The sequence below is a fragment of the Geothrix edaphica genome, assembly GCF_030268045.1.
GTDB lineage: Bacteria > Acidobacteriota > Holophagae > Holophagales > Holophagaceae > Geothrix > Geothrix edaphica.
The window spans coordinates 470976-489656 of record NZ_BSDC01000001.1 but is presented as its reverse complement, the minus strand read 5'-3'; the positions used below and the strand labels follow the sequence as shown (position 1 = coordinate 489656).

Annotated in this window: 9 protein-coding genes; 8 read left to right on the top strand and 1 reads right to left on the bottom strand. The window is 69.6% G+C overall.

Going from position 1 to position 18681, the window contains the following annotated elements; all coding sequences use genetic code 11:
* Positions 1-31 precede the first annotated feature (31 nt).
* Entirely contained in the window at positions 32-817 is a 786-nt protein-coding gene (locus QSJ30_RS02205) for an N-acetylmuramoyl-L-alanine amidase family protein (protein WP_285606151.1), read from the bottom strand.
* On the opposite strand from QSJ30_RS02205, the gene hisS reads away from it, so the two are divergent.
* From hisS to aspS, 8 genes are all read left to right on the top strand, one after another.
* The gene (gene hisS, locus QSJ30_RS02200; RefSeq protein WP_285606150.1) at positions 816-2057 is read left to right on the top strand and encodes a histidine--tRNA ligase; all 1242 of its coding nucleotides are present in this window, start codon (positions 816-818) and stop codon (positions 2055-2057) included. The two genes, QSJ30_RS02205 and hisS, sit on opposite strands and share 2 nt — an antisense overlap.
* Positions 2058-2383: 326 nt before the next feature.
* Entirely contained in the window at positions 2384-6694 is a 4311-nt protein-coding gene (locus QSJ30_RS02195; protein ID WP_285606149.1) for an acyl-CoA dehydratase activase-related protein, read from the top strand.
* Between the two features lie 214 nt (positions 6695-6908).
* Positions 6909-8210 (top strand): DEAD/DEAH box helicase, encoded by a 1302-nt coding sequence (locus QSJ30_RS02190; RefSeq protein WP_285606148.1) that lies wholly within the window; start codon positions 6909-6911, stop codon positions 8208-8210.
* Positions 8211-8307: 97 nt separating this feature from the next.
* Complete coding sequence (locus QSJ30_RS02185; RefSeq protein WP_285608038.1) at positions 8308-8805, top strand: MarR family winged helix-turn-helix transcriptional regulator; 498 nt, start codon at positions 8308-8310, stop codon at positions 8803-8805.
* An 80-nt stretch (positions 8806-8885) separates the two neighbouring features.
* Positions 8886-10076 (top strand): MdtA/MuxA family multidrug efflux RND transporter periplasmic adaptor subunit, encoded by a 1191-nt coding sequence (locus tag QSJ30_RS02180; RefSeq protein ID WP_285606147.1) that lies wholly within the window; start codon positions 8886-8888, stop codon positions 10074-10076.
* 4 nt (positions 10077-10080) lie between these two features.
* Positions 10081-13170: an MdtB/MuxB family multidrug efflux RND transporter permease subunit gene (locus tag QSJ30_RS02175; protein ID WP_285606146.1), complete on the top strand. Its 3090-nt coding sequence runs from the start codon at positions 10081-10083 to the stop codon at positions 13168-13170.
* Positions 13167-16262 (top strand): multidrug efflux RND transporter permease subunit, encoded by a 3096-nt coding sequence (locus tag QSJ30_RS02170; RefSeq protein WP_285606145.1) that lies wholly within the window; start codon positions 13167-13169, stop codon positions 16260-16262. Before QSJ30_RS02175 ends, QSJ30_RS02170 begins: the two co-directional genes overlap by 4 nt.
* A 211-nt stretch (positions 16263-16473) precedes the next feature.
* The gene (aspS, locus tag QSJ30_RS02165; protein ID WP_285606144.1) at positions 16474-18477 is read left to right on the top strand and encodes an aspartate--tRNA ligase; all 2004 of its coding nucleotides are present in this window, start codon (positions 16474-16476) and stop codon (positions 18475-18477) included.
* Positions 18478-18681 lie beyond the last annotated feature (204 nt).

Below are 18681 nucleotides of genomic sequence, written 5' to 3'. Positions count from 1 at the left end.
ATGGCCTTTGGCTTCGGAGGCCAACGCTCCCTCAGCCGGGTCCGGCCACGGTCCGGCGCCGCACGCTGCCGTTGGCCTGGGCGAAGTAGCGGCGCACCCCGCGGGTGATGGCGTCGGCCACCTTGGCGCGGAAGGCGGCGTCCTTGAGCTTCTCCTCCTCTTTCGGGTTGGAGATGAAGGCCACCTCCACCAGGACGGCGGGCATGGCCGCGCCGCGCAGGACAATGAAGGGCGCCTGCTTGACGCCGCGTTCCTTGATGCCCGCCAGGCGGTTCAGCTGGCCCTGGATGGCCACGGCCAGGCGCTCGGAATCCTGGAGGAAGGCCTTCTGGGCCAGGTCATCCAGGATGCTCGCCACCACGCTGTCTGCGCTGGTCGGGGCGGTCCCGGCGCCGGCGTTCTCGGCGGCCACCACCTCGTCGTCGTCGCCCTTGCCCAGGCTCAGGAAGTAGACTTCGGAGCCCCGAGCGGCACGGGTCCGGGCGGCGTTCAGGTGGAGGCTGATGAAGAGGTCCGCCCCCTGGGCATTGGCGGCCCGGGCCCGATCCCAGAGGGGGATGAAGGTGTCATCGTCCCGGGTGAACACCGCCTCGAACCCGGCGGCTTCCAGCTTGGCGGCCACGGCCTGGCCGATCTCCAGGGCGGCGGCCTTCTCCTTCAGGCCCCTGGGCCCCTTGGCCCCGCCATCGTCCCCGCCGTGCCCCGGATCCACCATGACCTTCAGGCGCGGCGGATGGACCGGAGGGCCGGTGGGTTTGGGGGTCTGGGCCCAAGACAGTAGGCTGAAGGTGAGCAGGAGGCTCGGGAGTCGGATCATGGCCCAATCGGTGAAAGGCATGCGGGATCTGTTCGGGGCGGAGCTGCGCTGGTTCCAGCATATCGAAGAAACCGCCCGCCGCGTGTTCGGCCGCCATGGCTACGGCGAGATCCGCACCCCCATCCTCGAGGAGCTGGACGTCTTCAAGCGCAGCGTCGGGGAGAGTTCCGACATCGTGAACAAGGAGATGTACCAGTTCACGGACAAGGGCGGCCGCGAAGTCGTGATGCGCCCCGAGAACACCGCCGGCGTGGTGCGGGCGGCCATCCAGCACAAGCTGCTGGCCTCCAGTGATCCCGTCCTGTTCTATTACATCGGCCAGCAGTTCCGCTACGAGCGCATGCAGACCGGCCGGTACCGCCAGTTCTGGCAGATCGGCGCCGAGAGCTTTGGCGTGGCCAGCCCCGAGAGCGAGGCCGAGAGCCTGCTCATGCTCCACAGCTTCCTGAAGGAGCTGGGACTCAAGCAGATGGTCTTCTCCATCAACAGCGTCGGCACTCCCGAGTCGCGCCCCGCCTTCTACACGGCCTTCCGCGCCTTTTTCGCGGCGCGGCAGGAGCAGTTCTGTTCCGACTGCCACCGGCGCATCGAGTCCAACCCGCTGCGCGTCTTGGACTGCAAGAACGAAACCTGCCAGGCGGCGCTCGAAGGACATCCGGTGATCACGGACTACCTGGACGAGGCCTCGGCGAAGCACCACGCCCGGCTCAAGGCTCTTCTCACAGACCTGGACATCCCCTACGAAGAGAATCCGCGGCTCGTGCGCGGCCTGGACTACTACACCCGCACGGCCTTCGAGCTGCTCAGCTCCGACCTGGGCGCCCAGAGCGCCCTGCTGGGCGGCGGCCGCTACGACCTGCTCGTGAAGCACCTGGGTGGCCCCGACGTGCCGGCCTTCGGCTGGGCCATCGGCCTGGACCGCCTGGCCATGGTGCTGCAGCAGATCCACGGCGAGGCCCCCCAGGTCGCCCCCGCCCTGCTCATCCCCCTGGGCGAGCGGGCCGCCACCGAGGCCTTCAAGCTGGCGCGCGGGCTCTGGGATGCCGGCATCGCCCTGCAGCTGGAGACCCGCGGTGGCGCCCTCAAGAAGGCCATGGCCACCGCCAACCGCACGGGCATTCAGACGGTGCTCATCCTGGGCGACGGCGAACTGGACGGCGGCACCATCACCGTCAAGCACATGGCGACCGGCGAGCAGGAGAGCTGGTCGATGGGCGAAGTGTTCACGCGGCTGAAATGACTCGAAAAAACCAGGAACGGACCGACTTCAGGAGGGCCTTGAACCGGGGGTCCTTCCGGATAGGGCCGACCATGGGTTCGCACTCGAGGTAGATCAGGTACTCGCAGCGTTCCTCCAAGCCCAACCCGGGAGCCCTTCATATCCCTGCCCCTTCGGCGGAATCCGTTCATTCTGCTCTGCAGTCTCAGTCTTGAAGCACCTGGGGACCTGAGATTCGAAAGCAGCCTGGCGGCTCGAGTTATGGGTGTCCTCCTGACCCGGGCCGGCGCAAGCTTCATCTGCCGCTTCTGAATCCAGCTTCCGGGAGGCCCCGGATAGGAGGCACCATGGCACGGTTCATCGGTCTCGACCTCGGCGCGGAGACCCTCAAGGCCGTGGAGCTGACGCGGCAGGGAGACGGCTGGGCCTGGACCCGGCGGGCCTGCGTGGCCCACGGGAAGGACCCCGGGAGGGCCTTCCTGGATCTGCTCCGCGGCTGGGACTGGGACGGCGTGGCCGGTGCCGCGGTGACGGGTCGCCTGGGACGGCCGGTGGCCCTGCCGCGGGTGCCGGGGCGCCAGGCCCTGGCCGCGGGCTTCCGGCTCCGGCATGGACCGGAGCCCGCCACGGTGGTCTCCATCGGCAGCCGGGGCTTCTCGGTGCTGGAGCTCCGGGTCAAGGGCACCGAGATCTACCGAGAGAATGGCCGCTGCGCCCAGGGGACGGGGAACTTCCTCCAGCAGCTGGTGGGGCGGTTCGGGCTCACGGTGGAGGAGGCCTCGGCCCTGGCGGAGGGTGTGGCCGACCCGGCGCCCCTGTCGGGCCGCTGCCCCGTGATCCTCAAGACGGACATGACCCATCTGGCCAACAAGGGGGAATCCCGCGCGCGCATCCTCGCCGGGCTGCTCGACGCCATCGCGGAGAACGTGCAGGCCCTCCTGAAGCCCAAGGTCTGCCCGGAGCGCCTGCTGCTCGCCGGCGGCGTGGCGAGGTCCACCCGCATCCAGGCCCACTTCCGCCGCCACGCAGCCGCCCATGGCTTGACCTATCTGGAAGCCTCCGAAGACGACCGCCTCTACCTGGAGGCCCTGGGCTGCGCCATCCTGGCCGCCGAGGCCCCCGCCGCCCTGCCGGGGCTGGATTCGCTCCTGCGCCCGCCGGATCGGGCGCCGCTGGAGGTCTCCGAACCGCTGTCCTTCCACCTGGACCGGGTCCGCCGCCTGCAGGGGCCGCCGGAATCTCTGGCCGCGGGCCCCGTGGCGGCCGTCCCCGTCGAGGTCATCGTCGGCTTCGACATCGGCTCCACGGGTTCCAAGGCGGTGGCCCTGGAGCCTGAGAGCGGATCCGTGCTCTGGGAGGACTACCTGCCCACGGACGGCGCGCCGGTGGCGGCCGCCCAGGCCCTCATGCGCAACCTCCTGGCGGGCACCGCCGCCGCGCACCACATCCGGGGCTTCGGCGTGACTGGGTCCGGCCGGGAGATCGTGGGTTCCCTGCTCTCCGTCTGCTACGGCCGGGAGGCGGTATCCGTGCTCAACGAGATCGCCGCCCACGCCACCGGAGCCCTGCAGTGCGATCCGCGGGTGGACACCATCTTCGAGATCGGCGGCCAGGACGCCAAATACATCCGGCTCGCCGGCGGCAAGGTGGTCGACGCGGCCATGAACGAGGCCTGCTCCGCCGGCACCGGGTCCTTCATCGAGGAGCAGGGGCGCCGCTTCACTGGGATCGACTCCGTGGCGCAGCTGGGCGAGGTGGCGCTGTCCGCGGACCACTGCATCTCCCTGGGCCAGCACTGCTCGATCTTCATGGCTGAGGTCATCGACGGGGCCGTGGCCGCCGGCGTGCCCCAGGCCACCATCATCGCGGGCATCTACGACTCCGTGGTGGCGAACTACCTGAACCGCGTGAAGGGCAGCCGCTCCGTGGGCCAGGTGATCTTCTGCCAGGGCATGCCCTTCGCCTCCGACGCCCTCGCCGCGGCGGTGGCCCGCCAGACCGGGGCCGAGGTCATCGTGCCGCCCAAGCCCGGCCTCATGGGCGCGGTGGGCATCGCGCTCCTGGCCGCCCGCGAGCTGGCCTGGGAGGAGGCCGACGACCTGGATGGGGCGCGCTTCCTCCAGGCGGAGGTGGCCGCCAAGGATCAGTTCGTCTGCACCGCCACGCAGGGCTGCGGCGGCGCCGGGAACAAGTGCCGCATCGACCGCCTCACCACGCGGGTGGACGGCACCACCACCAGGTTCACCTGGGGCGGCGGCTGCTCCCTGTGGGACAAGGGCACCCGGCGGGCCAAGCTGCCGGACCGGGCCCCCGACCCCTTCCGGGAGCGCCGGGAGCTGGTGGCCCGCCTCTCCGAGCCCCTCTCGGAGCGGCGGGGCCGGCCCCTCATCGGGATCAGCGGCGAGTTCCAGCTGCAAGGCACCTTCCCTTTCTTCGCCACCTTCCTCCACGAGCTCGGCTTCGACCTGCAGGTGGCCCCCACGCCGGGGCGCGACACGCTGAAGCGGGGCATCGAGGAAGCGGGGGTGCCCTTCTGCGCGCCCATGCAGCAGTACCACGGCCTCGTGGCCGGCATGGCGGATGCGAGGCCTGACTACCTGTTCCTGCCCATGATGCGGGAGCTTCCGAGGGTGGGCGGAGAGCCCCATGCGGTGGTCTGCCCCATCTCCCAGGGGGCCCCGGACGTGCTCCGCCTGGAGCTGGGAGCCGCTGCGCCCAAGGTGCTCTCCCCGGTGGTGGATTTCGGCCCCGGAGCCTACGACTCCCCGGCCTTCCTGCGCGTGTGCAGGCGCCTGGCCGCGGACCTGGGCCGGGACCTGCCTTCGGAATGGCGCTCCGCCTGGCGGGCGGCCCGGGCCGCCCAGCTGACCTTCGAGGCGGAGCTGACAGAGCTGGGCCGCCGGGCCCTGGCCTTCTGCCGGGAGCGGGACCTGGTGCCCGTGGTGCTGCTGGGCCGCGGCTACACCCTGCACAACGATGTGCTGAACTCCAACGTGCCCGCCATCCTCCGGGAGCAGGGCGCCATCGCCATCCCCCTGGACTGCCTGCCCCTGGACGAGGGCGTGCCCACCTTCGACGAGGTCTTCTGGGGCCACAGCCAGCGCATCCTGCGGGCCGCCTGGCAGATCCGCCGGACACCTGGCCTCTACAGCGTCTTCTGCTCGAACTACGCCTGCGGGCCCGACAGCTTCACCGTCCCCTTCTTCGCCTGGCTCATGGAGGGGCGCCCCTACGCCGTCATCGAGACAGACGGGCACTCGGGGGACGCCGGCACCAAGACTCGGGTGGAGGCCTTCCTCCACTGCGTCCGCGAGGACCGGCCGCGGGAAGGCCAGTGCGAGCCCCGACCGGCTGCGGACCTCTGCGTGGGCACCCGCACCTTCCAGGAGATCCACCGCGAGGGGGAGCTCCTGCTGATCCCGCCCATGGGCCCCGAGCCCGAAGCCGTCGCGGCCGTCATGCGTGGCCTGGGTCTGCCGGCCGAGGCCCTGCCGCCTTCGGACCTGGGCGCCCTGCGTCTCGGCCGCCGGCAGACCTCCGGAAAGGAGTGCCTGCCCATGACCCTGTTGCTGGGCGGGCTCCTCGCCCACCTGGAGCGCCACCCGGCCGGACACGTGGTCCTGCTGCTTCCCGCCGCCTTCGGCCCCTGTCGCATGGGGGCCTACCGCACCCTGCACCAGCTGATCCTGAAGCGCCTGGGCGAGGAGGCCCGGGTGCGGATCTGGTCCCCGCCCTACGGCGACTATTTCCGCGGCCTGCCCACGGGCTTCAAGGCCCTCATCCTCGCGGGCATGGCGGCCTTCGGCACCCTCGAGCGGGCCCTCTGCCACATCCGGGCCGCGGAGCGGACGCCCGGCGCGGCAGACGCCATCCGGGACAAGTGGGCCGCCCGCATTGCAGCTCATCTCGAAGCCACGGCCGCCGGCGACCTCGGCGCCGCGCGGGTGGTCTCCGAGGTGGCCACGGGCCGCATCTACGGCATCCCCGCCCTGCTCCGCCAGGCCCTGGCGGAGCTCCGGCGGGCGGACAGCGGGGCCGACCTGCCCCGGGTGCTGCTGACCGGGGAGATCTACGTGCGGCTCGATCCCTTCGCCAACGGCCAGATGGCGCGCGCCCTGGCCGCCCGGGGTCTGCGAGTGGATATCGAGGCCACCACCGACTTCATCGAATACTCCGAGTACACCGCGCGGACCCAGGGTGCCAAGACCGGCCCAGCCGCCCGGGTGGAGCGGTGGGTCCGGGAGCGGATCCTGGCCGTGGCCGAAGGGACGCTCACGACCGAGCTCGACTGGCCCCGTCGGGGCTCCCTGCCCAGGATCCTGGAAGCTTCAGCACCCTACCTGCGCGAGGCCCTGGAAGGCGAAGCCGTGCTCACCCTCGGCGCCCCCCTGCTGGGCTGGCGCCGGGGTGAGATCGACGCGGCCGTGCTGGTGGCGCCTCTGGAGTGCATGCCCTCCAAGCTGGCGGACGCCCAGTTCATCCACGCGACCGAACGGGAGGGCCTGCTCATCCTCTCCGTGCCCCTGAACGGCGAGCCGCCGGATCCCGAGGCCCTGGACGCCTTCGCCTTCGAGGTGCGCCGCCGACGCCTGCTCCGCCGACGGAGCCGCCGGCCCGCCTCCCGGGACGACCGGCTCCGCACCGCCTCCTCCATCTGATGGGTCTGTAGGTTCTTATTTTCAAAGGTGTTAGAATTCGACCGAGGGGCAGATGCCTATCGAGGTCTCGCCAAATCCTGACCATGACGGTAGACTATCCCCTTCGTGATCGCAGGCGACCCCCGGTCTCCGCCTCTTCTCAGTCCGAATCCCCCTTTTCGCCCTGACCGGGCCCCCGGACATGTTCCGTGGGCGGGCCCCTTCAGGAGCGACCATGTCCTTCGATACCCTCGGGCTGCTGCCCGAGCTGCTGCGCGCCGTACGCGAGCAGGGCTACGAACACCCCACCCCCATCCAGACCCAGGCGATTCCCCTCGTGCTGGAGGGCCGCGACCTCATGGGCCGGGCCCAGACCGGCACCGGTAAGACCGCCGGCTTCACCCTGCCCATGCTCCAGCTGCTGGCCCCCCAGGCCAACACCTCGGCCTCGCCCGCGCGCCATCCCATCCGCGCCCTCATCCTCACGCCCACCCGCGAGCTGGCCATGCAGGTGGAGGAGAGCGTCCGTACTTATGGCAAGTACATCCCCCTGCGCTCCACCACCATCTTCGGCGGCGTGAACATCAACCCCCAGACCAAGGCCCTCCGCGCTGGCGTCGAGATCCTCGTCGCCACCCCCGGGCGCCTGCTGGATCACCAGGGCCAGGGCAACCTCAACTTCAGCCAGCTGGAGATCCTGGTGCTGGACGAAGCCGACCGCATGCTCGACATGGGCTTCATCCGTGACATCCAGAAGATCCTGGCCCTGCTGCCCGTCAAGCGGCAGACCCTGCTGTTCTCGGCCACCTTCACGGACGAGATCAAGCAGCTGGCCTCCAAGTTCCTCAAAAACCCCGCCTCGGTGCAGATCACGCCCCAGAACACTGCCGCCGAGCTGGTCCGCCAGGTCGTGCATCCCGTGGACCGGGAGCGCAAGCGCGCCCTGCTGGCCCACATCATCCAGTCCCGCAAGCTCGAGCAGGTGCTGGTCTTCACCCGCACCAAGCACGGCGCGAACCGCCTGTCCGAGCAGCTCGACAAGGACGGCATCAGCTCCATGGCCATCCACGGCAACAAGAGCCAGCCCCAGCGCATCAAGGCCCTGGAGGATTTCAAGAAGGGCGCCGTCCGCGTCCTGGTGGCCACGGACATCGCCGCGCGCGGCCTGGACATCGACATGCTGCCCCACGTGGTGAACTACGAGCTGCCCCAGGTGCCCGAGGACTACATCCACCGCATCGGCCGCACGGGCCGGGCCGGCAGCGAGGGCGAGGCCCTGTCGCTGGTCTGCGTGGACGAACACCGGCTGCTCAAGGACATCGAGAAGCTCCTGCGCAAGGAGCTGCCCAAGGACGTGATCCAGGGCTACGCCCCCGATCCCAGCATCCCCGCCGAGCCCATCCAGACCGGGCGCCAGGGCGGCGGCGGTGGCCGCAGCCGCGGTCCCGCCCGCAGCAGCGCCCGGCCCTCCTCCGGCCAGGCGCCCAAGGGTGAGCGGGGACGCCACCCCGCCCGGCCCAGCTCCCGGGGGAAGTGAAGCGGCGGCGACCGCTCCCTAACTCCCGACTTCCAGGGGGAATAAGCCGATCTATACCCCTTGACACGAGGGTAAACGGAGCGCAGCCTCGTTGCTTATGCAAGAACAGGCTCCCGACCCCCTTCATGACGCCGGCCTCGGAACCCTGGCCGCCGCCGTCCGCCGGACGCTCAAGCAGGTCGTCTGGGCCCGCCTCACCCCCTACGGGCTGAGTCCCCAGCAGTTCTGGGTGATCCTGGTGCTCCTCCAGAAGGGCCCCTCGTCGCTGCATCCTCTGGCCCAGCAAGTGTGGATGGACGATCCGACCGCCAGCCGCGTGGTGAAGGCGATGGTGAAGGGCGGCTGGCTGACGGCCAGGCCCGACCCCCGGCACGGCCGCCGCATCCTCATCGATCTGGCTCCGGGGGCCGTCGCCAAGGCCCACGAGCTCCAGGCCCTGGCCAGGGAGCTCCATGAGTCCATGGCCGCCGGCCTGACACAGGCGCAGCAGGATGTTCTGCAGAGCGGACTCCGGACCATGATCGGTAACCTGGAGGCCATGTACTCGGCCACCCTCACCCAGGGCACCGCCAAGTCCATGGCCCCACAGCCCTGATCCGACCTGAGGGCCGGCTCCGCCGGTGCCAAGCGCCGAAGCCCATTTGATCCATCTGCTCGCAAAGGCCTCGATCCCCCATGGACGCCAACGATCCCATCCAGTCCCCTGAAGCCGGCGCCGGGCGCCCCGCTATGTTCCGCGGCTGGCGCCTCTGGGCCCTCCTGGCGGCCGCGGCGATCCTCGCCCTGGCCCTCTTCGGCCGCGGCGGGAAGAAGGAGACCGGCGCGAACCCCGCGGGCGGACGCCCCGTGCCGGTGGTGGCCGCCCAGGCCCGCCAGGGCGACATGCCCGTGAGCCTCACGGGGCTCGGCACCGTCACCGCCCTGAGCACCGTGACCGTGAAGAGCCGCGTGGACGGCCAGCTGGTGCGCGTGGCCTTCACCGAGGGCCAGATGGTGCGCCAGGGCGACCTGCTGGCGGAGATCGACCCCAGGCCCTTCCAGGTCCAGCTCATGCAGTCTGAGGGCCAGCTGGCCAAGGACCGGGCGGCCTATCAGAACGCACTGGCGGATCTGAAGCGCCTCCAGGGCCTGGTGGAGCAAGGCATCATCTCCCGGCAGCAGCTGGACACCCAGAGCTCCTCCGTGGCCCAGTACGAGGCCACCCTCAAGGCGGACCAGGCCCAGGTGGAGAGCGCCAAGCTGAACCTGACCTACAGCCGCATCACCGCCCCCATAGCCGGCCGCGTGGGCCTCCGCCAGGTGGACGCGGGCAACATGGTGCGCGCCAGCGATGCCAGCGGCCTGGCCGTCATCGCCCCGGTCCAGCCCATCAACGTGGTGTTCTCGGTGCCGGCGGACAGCATCCAGAAGGTGCTGGGGCAGACGGCCAAGGGCGGGAAGCTGCCCGTCGAGGCCTGGGACCGCGACCTCAAGAGCCGGCTCGCGGCAGGTTCCCTTGCGGCCATCGACAACCAGGTGGATCCCGCCACCGGCACGGTCCGGCTGAAGGCCCTCTTCACCAACGACGACCGCACCCTCTTCCCCAACCAGTTCGTGAACGCCCGTCTGCTGGTCGACACCCTGCGCCGGGTGGTCATCGTGCCCACGGCCGCCGTGCAGCACAGCCCCCAGGGCGCCTTCGTCTACGTGGTGAAGGCCGACGGGACCGCGGAGATGCGCACGGTCGAGGTGCTCGCCACCGACGGCGACGACACCGCCCTCAAGCAGGGAGTGACGGCCGGAGAGGCCGTGGTCACCGACGGGCTCGACAAGCTCCGCCCCGGCAGCAAGGTCCTGCTTCCGAAACCCCCGGCCGCGAAGGGCTGACCCGATGAACCCATCCCGGCCCTTCATCCTCCGGCCGATCGCGACCTCGCTGCTGATGGCCGGGCTGCTCCTGGTGGGCCTGCTGGCCTTCCGCCAGCTGCCCGTCTCCGCCCTGCCCCAGGTGGACTACCCCACCATCCAGGTCGTCACCTTCTATCCCGGCGCCAGCCCGGACGTGATGGCCTCGGCCATCACCGCCCCCCTGGAGCGCCAGTTCGGCCAGCTGCCGGGCCTGAACCGCATGTCCTCCTCCAGCTCCGGGGGCAGCTCCATCATCACCCTGCAGTTCGTGCTGGACCTGAACATCGACGTGGCCGAGCAGCAGGTGCAGGCCGCCGTGAACGCCGCGGGCACCTACCTTCCCCGCGACCTCCCCAATCCCCCCATCTACAGCAAGATCAACCCGGCCGACGCGCCCATCCTCACCCTGGCCCTCACCTCGAAGACCCTGCCCCTCTCGAAGGTGGAGGACTTCGCGGACACCCGCCTGGCACAGAAGATCTCGCAGCTGCCCGGTGTGGGCCTCGTCAGCATCAGCGGCGGCCAGAAGCCCGCAGTCCGCATCCAGGCCAACCCCACGGATCTCGCCGCCAAGGGCCTCACCCTGGGCGACGTCCGCACCGCCGTGGCCGCCAGCAACGTGAACCAGGCCAAGGGCAGCTTCGACGGCCTTCGCCAGGCCTACGCCATCGGCGCCAACGACCAGCTGCTCTCCAGCGAGGACTACCGGCCCCTCATCATCGCCTACCGGAACGGCGCCCCCGTGACCTTGTCCGACGTGGCGCTCGTGCAGGACGATGTGGAGAACGTGCGCCTGGCCGCCTGGAAGAACACCACCCCCGCCGTCATCCTCAACATCCAGCGCCAGCCCGGCGCCAACATCATCGCCGTGGTGGACCGGGTGAAGGACCTGATGCCCCAGCTGCGGGCCTCCCTGCCCGCCGCCGTGGAGCTCACCATCCTCACGGACCGCACCGTCACCATCCGGGCCTCGGTGGAGGACGTGGAGTTCGAGCTGATGCTCACCATCGCCCTGGTGGTCATGGTGATCTTCCTGTTCCTCCGCACCCTGGCGGCCACCATCATCCCCAGCGTGGCGGTGCCCCTCTCGCTGGTGGGCACCTTCGGGGTGATGTACCTGCTGGGCTACAGCCTGAACAACCTCACGCTCATGGCCCTCACCATCTCCACCGGCTTCGTGGTGGACGACGCCATCGTGATGATCGAGAACATCATGCGCTACATCGAGGAGGGCGAGCCGCCCCTCCAGGCGGCGCTGAAGGGCTCGGGCCAGATCGGCTTCACCATCCTGTCCCTGACCGTCTCGCTCATCGCGGTGCTCATCCCCCTGCTCTTCATGGGCGACATCGTCGGGCGCCTCTTCCGGGAGTTCGCCGTCACCCTCAGCGTCACCATCCTGGTGTCCGCCGTGGTGTCGCTCACGCTCACGCCGATGATGTGCGCCAAGCTGCTGAAGCACACGCCGGAAGCCGAGCAGGGCCGCTTCTACCAGTCCTCGGAGCGCGTGTTCCAGCGGATCATCGCCTTCTACGGCCGCACGCTCACCTGGGTCCTCAAGCACCAGACCGGCACTCTGGTGGTCGCCGTGGCCACCCTGGCCTCCACGGTGCTGCTCTACCTCGTCATCCCCAAGGGCTTCTTCCCCGTGCAGGACACGGGCGTGCTCCTCGGCATCTCCGAGGCCCCGCAGACCGTCTCCTTCCCCGCCATGGCCGAGCGGCAGCAGGCCCTCGCCGCGGAGATCCTCAAGGATCCGGCCGTGGAGAGCCTGTCCTCGTTCATCGGCATCGACGGCACCAACACCACGCTCAACAGCGGCCGCATCCAGATCAACCTCAAGCCCCTCGAGCAGCGGGGCCTCAGCGCCATCGAGGTCATCCACCGCCTCCAGCCCCAGCTCGCGAAGGTCGAGGGCATCCGCCTCTACCTCCAGCCCGTGCAGGACCTCACCGTGGAGGACCGGGTCAGCCGCACCCAGTACCAGTACACGCTGGAGGATGCGGATCCGAAGGAGCTGGGGCTGTGGGTGCCCCGGTTCGTGGAGCGGCTCTCCGCCCTGCCCGAGCTGCGGGACGTGGCCAGCGACCAGCAGAACGCCGGCCTCCAGATCCGCATCATCCTCGACCGCGCCACGGCCTCGCGCCTGGGCATCACGCCCCAGATGCTGGACGACGCGCTCTATGACGCCTTCGGCCAGCGGCAGGTCTCCACCATGTTCACGCAGCTGAACCAGTACCGCGTGGTGCTGGAGGCCCGCCCCGGCCAGTACCAGCGGCCCGAGGACCTCCAGGCCATCTACGTGCGCTCCGCCTCCGGCGGGTCGGTGCCCCTCAGCGCCTTCACCCGCATCGAGACCGTCTCGGCGCCCCTGGCCGTGAACCACCAGGGCCAGTTCCCCACAGCCACCGTGTCCTTCAACCTGGCCCCCGGCGCCTCCCTGGGCGATGCCGTGAAGGCCATCCAGAAGGCCCGGAACGAGCTGGACCTCCCACCCAGCATCAAGGCGGGCTTCCAGGGCACGGCCCAGGCCTTCGGCGCCTCGCTGACGAACACGCCGTTCCTCATCCTCGCCGCGGTGCTGACGGTCTACATCCTGCTGGGCGTGCTGTACGAAAGCTACATCCACCCCATCACGATCCTGTCCACCCTGCCCTCGGCCGGCGTGGGCGCCCTGCTCTCGCTCATGCTCTGCCGCACGGATTTCAGCGTCATCGCGCTCATCGGCATCATCCTGCTCATCGGCATCGTGGAGAAGAACGCCATCATGATGATCGACTTCGCGCTGGAGGCCGAACGCAAGGACGGCAAGCCCCCGGAAGAGGCCATCTACCAGGCGTCCCTGCTGCGGTTCCGGCCCATCATCATGACCACCATGGCGGCCCTGCTGGGCGGCGTGCCCCTGGCCCTGGGCACCGGTGTGGGCGCCGAGCTGCGCCGCCCCCTGGGCATCGCCATCGTGGGCGGCCTCATCTTCAGCCAGGTGCTGACGCTCTACACGACGCCCGTCATCTACCTGGCCTTTGATCGCCTCGCACGCCGCGTACGCGGCCTGCGCAGGGCCCCCTCGGAATGAGCATCTCAGCGCCGTTCATCCGCCGGCCGGTGGCCACCACGCTGCTGACGGTGGCCCTGGCCCTGCTGGGGGCCATCGCCTACACCTTCCTGCCGGTCTCGCCCCTGCCCCAGGTGGAGTTCCCCACCATCCAGGTCTCCGCCGGGCTGCCCGGCGCCAGCCCCGAGACCATGGCCTCCTCCGTGGCCACGCCATTGGAGCGCCAGTTCGGGCGCATCGCCGGCATCACGGAGATGACCTCGGCCAGCTCCCTGGGGGGGACCAACATCACCCTCCAGTTCGACCTCAGCCGGAACATCGATGCCGCGGGCCGCGACGTGCAGGCGGCCATCAACGCCGCCCGAGGCGACCTGCCCTCCAACCTGCCGAACAACCCCTCGTACCGGAAGGTGAACCCCGCGGACTCGCCCATCCTCATGCTGGCGCTGACCTCCAACCTGATCCCCCGGGAGCGCATGTACGACGTCGCTTCCTCGGTCCTGCAGCAGAAGCTGTCGCAGATCCAGGGCGTGGGCCAGGTCTTCGTGTGGGGCGGCGCCCTGCCCGCCGTGCGCGTGGACGTGAATCCGGCGGTCCTCAACGCCCAGGGCATGGCCCTGGAGGACGTCCGCCTGGCCATCGCCGGAGCCAACATCAACCGGCCGAAGGGGGACATCGCCAACGGCGGCACCACCTGGTCCCTGTCCACCACCGACCAGCTCATGAAGGCCGCGGACTACCAGCCGCTGATTGTGCGGTACCGGAACGGCAATGCCGTGCGCCTGTCGGACGTGGCCACGGTCACGGATTCCGTGGAGAACGTCCGCAACCGCGGGCTGTCCAACGGCGTCCCGGCCATCATCGTGCCCATCTTCCGCCAGCCGGACGCCAACATCATCGAGACCGTGGACCGGGTCCGCGCCATCCTCCCCCAGCTCCAGGCCTCGCTGCCGCCCACCATCGAGCTGAAAGTGCTCATCGATGCCACCCGCACCATCCGGGCCTCGGTGAAGGATGTCCAGGTGGCCATGAGCATCTCCATCGGCCTGGTGATCCTGGTGGTGTTCGTCTTCCTCCGCAGCGTGCGCTCCACGCTCATCCCCAGCGTGGCGGTGCCCATCTCGCTCATCGGCACCTTCGGTGCCATGTACATGCTGGGCTACACCATCGACAACCTGTCCCTGATGGCGCTCACCGTGGCCACGGGCTTCGTGGTGGACGACGCCATCGTGGTGGTGGAGAACATCACGCGCCACCTCGAGGGCGGCATGCAGCCCATGGAGGCGGCCCTCCATGGCGCCAAGGAGATCGGCTTCACCGTGGTCTCCATCAGCATCTCGCTCATCGCCGTGTTCATCCCCATCCTGCTCATGGGCGGCATCGTGGGCCGGCTCTTCCGCGAGTTCGCCGTGACGCTCTCCGTGGCCATCGTGGTGTCCATGGTGGTGTCCCTCACCACCACGCCCATGATGTGCTCCCGCCTGCTCCGCCCCCACAGCGAGGAGCGCCATGGCAGGGTCTTCCAGGCCACGGAGCGGGCCTTCCAGTGGATCATGCGGCACTACGAGACGTCGCTGGCCTGGGTGCTGCGGCACCAGCGCTTCACGCTGGGTGTGGCCCTGGGGACCATGCTGGCGACGGTGGGTCTCTACGTGGTCATCCCCAAGGGCTTCTTCCCCCAGCAGGACACCGGGCGCCTCACCGGCTCCATCCAGGCCGCCCAGGACATCTCCTTCGCGGGCATGGAGAAGCTGATGACGGGGTACGTGGCCATCGTGCAGGCCGATCCCGCCGTGGAGAACGTCACGGCCTTCATCGGCGGGGGCAACACGGGCCGCATGTTCGCCTCCCTGAAGCCCAACGATCAGCGGAAGGAGACCGCCGACCAGGTCATCGCCCGCCTGCGGGGGAAGACGGCCCATCTTCCGGGCGGCACCCTCTACATGCAGCCCGTCCAGGACATCCGCATCGGCGGCCGGCCCTCCAGCTCCCAGTACCAGTACACGCTCCAGGGCGACGATGCCCGTGAGCTCTTCGACTGGGCGCCCCGGGTACTCCAGAAGCTCCGCACAGTGCCCCAGCTGGCGGATGCCAATACGGACCTGCAGAACAAGGGCCTGGAGGCCTCCCTGGTCATCGACCGCGCCACCGCCTCCCGGCTGGGCATCACCCCCCAGGCCATCGACAGCACCCTCTACGACGCCTTCGGCCAGCGCTTCGTGTCCACCATCTACACCACCCTGAACCAGTACCACGTGGTGATGGAGGTGGACACGCCCTTCATGCAGACGCCCGACGGCCTCCGCCACACCTACGTGCGCTCCACCACCGGCGACCTGGTGCCCCTCAGCGCCTTCACGCGCCTGGAGCGTCGGAACACGGCCCTGTCCGTGAACCACCAGGGCCAGCAGCCCTCCGTGACCCTGTCCTTCAACCTGCCCCCGGGCGTGGCCCTGGGCGATGCGGTGGCCGCCATCGACAAGGCCCAGCAGGAGATCCGCCTGCCCGGCACCATCCGCGGCAGCTTCATGGGCACGGCCCAGGCCTTCAAGGCCTCGCTGTCGAACCAGCCGCTCCTGCTGGCCGCGGCCCTGCTGGTGGTCTACATCGTGCTGGGCGTGCTGTATGAAAGCCTCATCCACCCGCTGACCATCCTCTCCACCCTGCCCTCCGCGGGCGTGGGGGCCCTGCTGGCCCTGCTGGCCTTCCGCACGGAGCTGAGCGTCATCGCCTTCATCGGCATCATCCTGCTCATCGGCATCGTGAAGAAGAACGCCATCCTCATGATCGACTTCGCCATCGAGGTGGAGCGCCGGGAGGGCAAGACCCCCGAGGAATCCATCTTCCAGGCCTGCCTCCTGCGGTTCCGGCCCATCACCATGACCACCATGGCCGCCATGCTGGGCGGCCTGCCCCTGGCCATCGGCATGGGCACCGGCTCCGAGCTGCGGCAGCCCCTGGGCATCGCCATCGTGGGCGGCCTCCTCTTCAGCCAGCTCCTCACCCTCTACACCACCCCCGTCATCTACCTCTACATGGACCGGGCCCGCTTGCGGTGGGAGCGGTATCGGAAGGGGAGGGCCGGGCTGGTCGAGACCTTGATGCAGGACTGAACTGGGTGGAAGACTCTGAGCCCAAAAAAGAACGAACTGATCACCACCAAGACACCAAGGCACCAAGGCACCAAGGCACCAAGACAGAACGAAGCCTCGCCTTTGTGGCTTTTCTTGGTGCCTTGGTGCCTTGGTGGTAAATCCTTTTGAACAATGGTTTCGGGCCTCCTGGCTTGAGCCCAAGGCCCCCGGGATGCGATCCTGTAGGGCTATGAAACTCGATCGGCTCGGCGACTTCCAACGCACCCACCGCAACGGCGACCTGCGCCTCGACCACGCGGGCCAGGCCGTCCGCCTGCTCGGCTGGTGCCGCCGGGTGCGCAACCTGGGCTCCCTGGTCTTCCTGGACCTGCGCGACCGCTGGGGCCTGGTGCAGCTGGTGGCCAACGAGGAGACCGCCGACCCCGAGCTGCTGGCCCGGCTCAAGGCCGTGCGCAGCGAGTTCGTGCTGGCCGTCGAGGGCGTGGTGGCCGAGCGGGAGAGCAAGAATCCCAACATGGCCACCGGTGACATCGAGATCCGTCTCACGGGCCTGAAGATCCTCAACACCGCCGCCCCCCTGCCGTTCCCCCTGGAGGACGAGGGCGTGGGCGAGGACCTGCGCCTCACCTACCGGTTCCTGGACCTGCGCCGCGAGCAGCTCCAGCGCAACATGATCCTCCGCAGCGAGGTGGCGAACCTCACCCGGAACCACTTCCGGGAGCTGGAGTTCATCGAGGTCGAGACGCCCATCCTCACCAAGTCCACGCCGGAGGGCGCCCGCGACTACCTGGTGCCCAGCCGCGTCCACGCCGGCGAGTTCTTCGCGCTGCCCCAGAGCCCCCAGCTCTTCAAGCAGCTGCTCCAGGTCAGCGGCTTCGAGCGCTACGTGCAGATCTGCCGCTGCTTCCGCGACGAGGATCTGCGCGCCGACCGCCAGCCCGAGTTCACCCAGATCGATATCGAGATGAGCTTCGTGCGCCAGGAGGACGTCCAGGGCGTCATCGAGCCGCTCATGGTCAAGCTGGCCAGGATGGTCGGCAAGGACGTGAGCGCGCCCTTCCCCCGCCTGCCCTACCGGGACGCCATGGAGTGGTACGGCTCCGACAAGCCCGACCTGCGCTGCGCCATCAAGATCCAGGACGCCACCAGCCTCTTCGCGGCCAGCGGCTTCAACCTCTTCCGCGCCGCCGCCGAGAGCCAGGGCCAGCGCCGCGTCCGGGCCCTGTTCTTCCCCGGCGAGGCCGCGGGGTCGCTGAGCCGCAAGCAGCTGGACGAGCTGGGCGAGGCCGCCAAGCAGCTGGGTGCCGGCGGCCTGCCCTACGCCAAGTGGGGCAAGGACGGGCTTTCCAGCAGCTTCAAGAAGTTCCTCGACGAGGGCGCGGAAGCGGCCCTGAAGGACCACTTCCGCGCCACGGGGGAAGGGCTGGCCGTGTTCGCGGTGGGTACCGACGCGCAGACCTCCCGCGTGCTGGGCGAGCTGCGCGTCCGCCTCGCCTCCCAGCTGGCGGCCCAGGAGAAGGACCCGGCTCTCTCCTCGCTTTTCATGGACAAGAACGCGTACGCGTTCTTGTGGGTCGTGGACTTCCCCCTGCTGGAGTGGAGCGAGGAGGCGAGCCGCTTCGTGGCCTGTCACCACCCCTTCACCAGCCCGCACCCGGAGGATCTGGACCTGCTGGACACCGACCCCGGCCGGTGCCGCGCCGTGGCCTACGACCTGGTGCTCAACGGCTTCGAGGTGGGCGGCGGCAGCATCCGCATCCATGACGCCGAGACGCAGAGTCGCATGTTCCGGACCATCGGCATCGGCGAGGAGGAGGCCCGCGCCAAGTTCGGCTTCCTGCTGGATGCCCTCAGCTACGGCGCCCCGCCCCACGGCGGCCTGGCCCTGGGCCTGGACCGGCTGGTCATGCTCCTGGCGGGCGTGGACAACATCCGCGAGGTCATCGCCTTCCCCAAGACCGCCCAGGCCCGCTGCCTCATGACCGACGCCCCCAGCCCCGTGGACGAGCGCCAGCTCCGCGAGCTGCACCTGATGCAGGATGCCAAGCAGACCTACCGCGTGGGCGCCGTGTTCTTCGAGAGTGCCGAAGGCGGCAGCCCTGAGCTGCGGGGCCAGGCCCTCCAGCAGATCGGCCAGATGACGCCCCGGCAGGCCCAGGGCCTCGTCACCCTGGACGCCCAGGGCCAGATCCTGGACGCCCAGACCCTCAGCGGGCCCACCTTCGAGTTCTGAGCTCCCCGTGGAACCTTCCCGGACGAGCGCCCACTTGCCGCGGACCGAGACCCCCGCCGGCGTGGTCACGACCTTCACCAAGCCCTGACCCCCCGCCCCGTCTGATCCCCACCGGCGGCGCGCTGGAATCCGGTATCCGCAGATCTGCCCCTCCCCCTGGCCCCGCGCGGCCAGGGGGTTATTTTGGGCGGCATGGACACGACG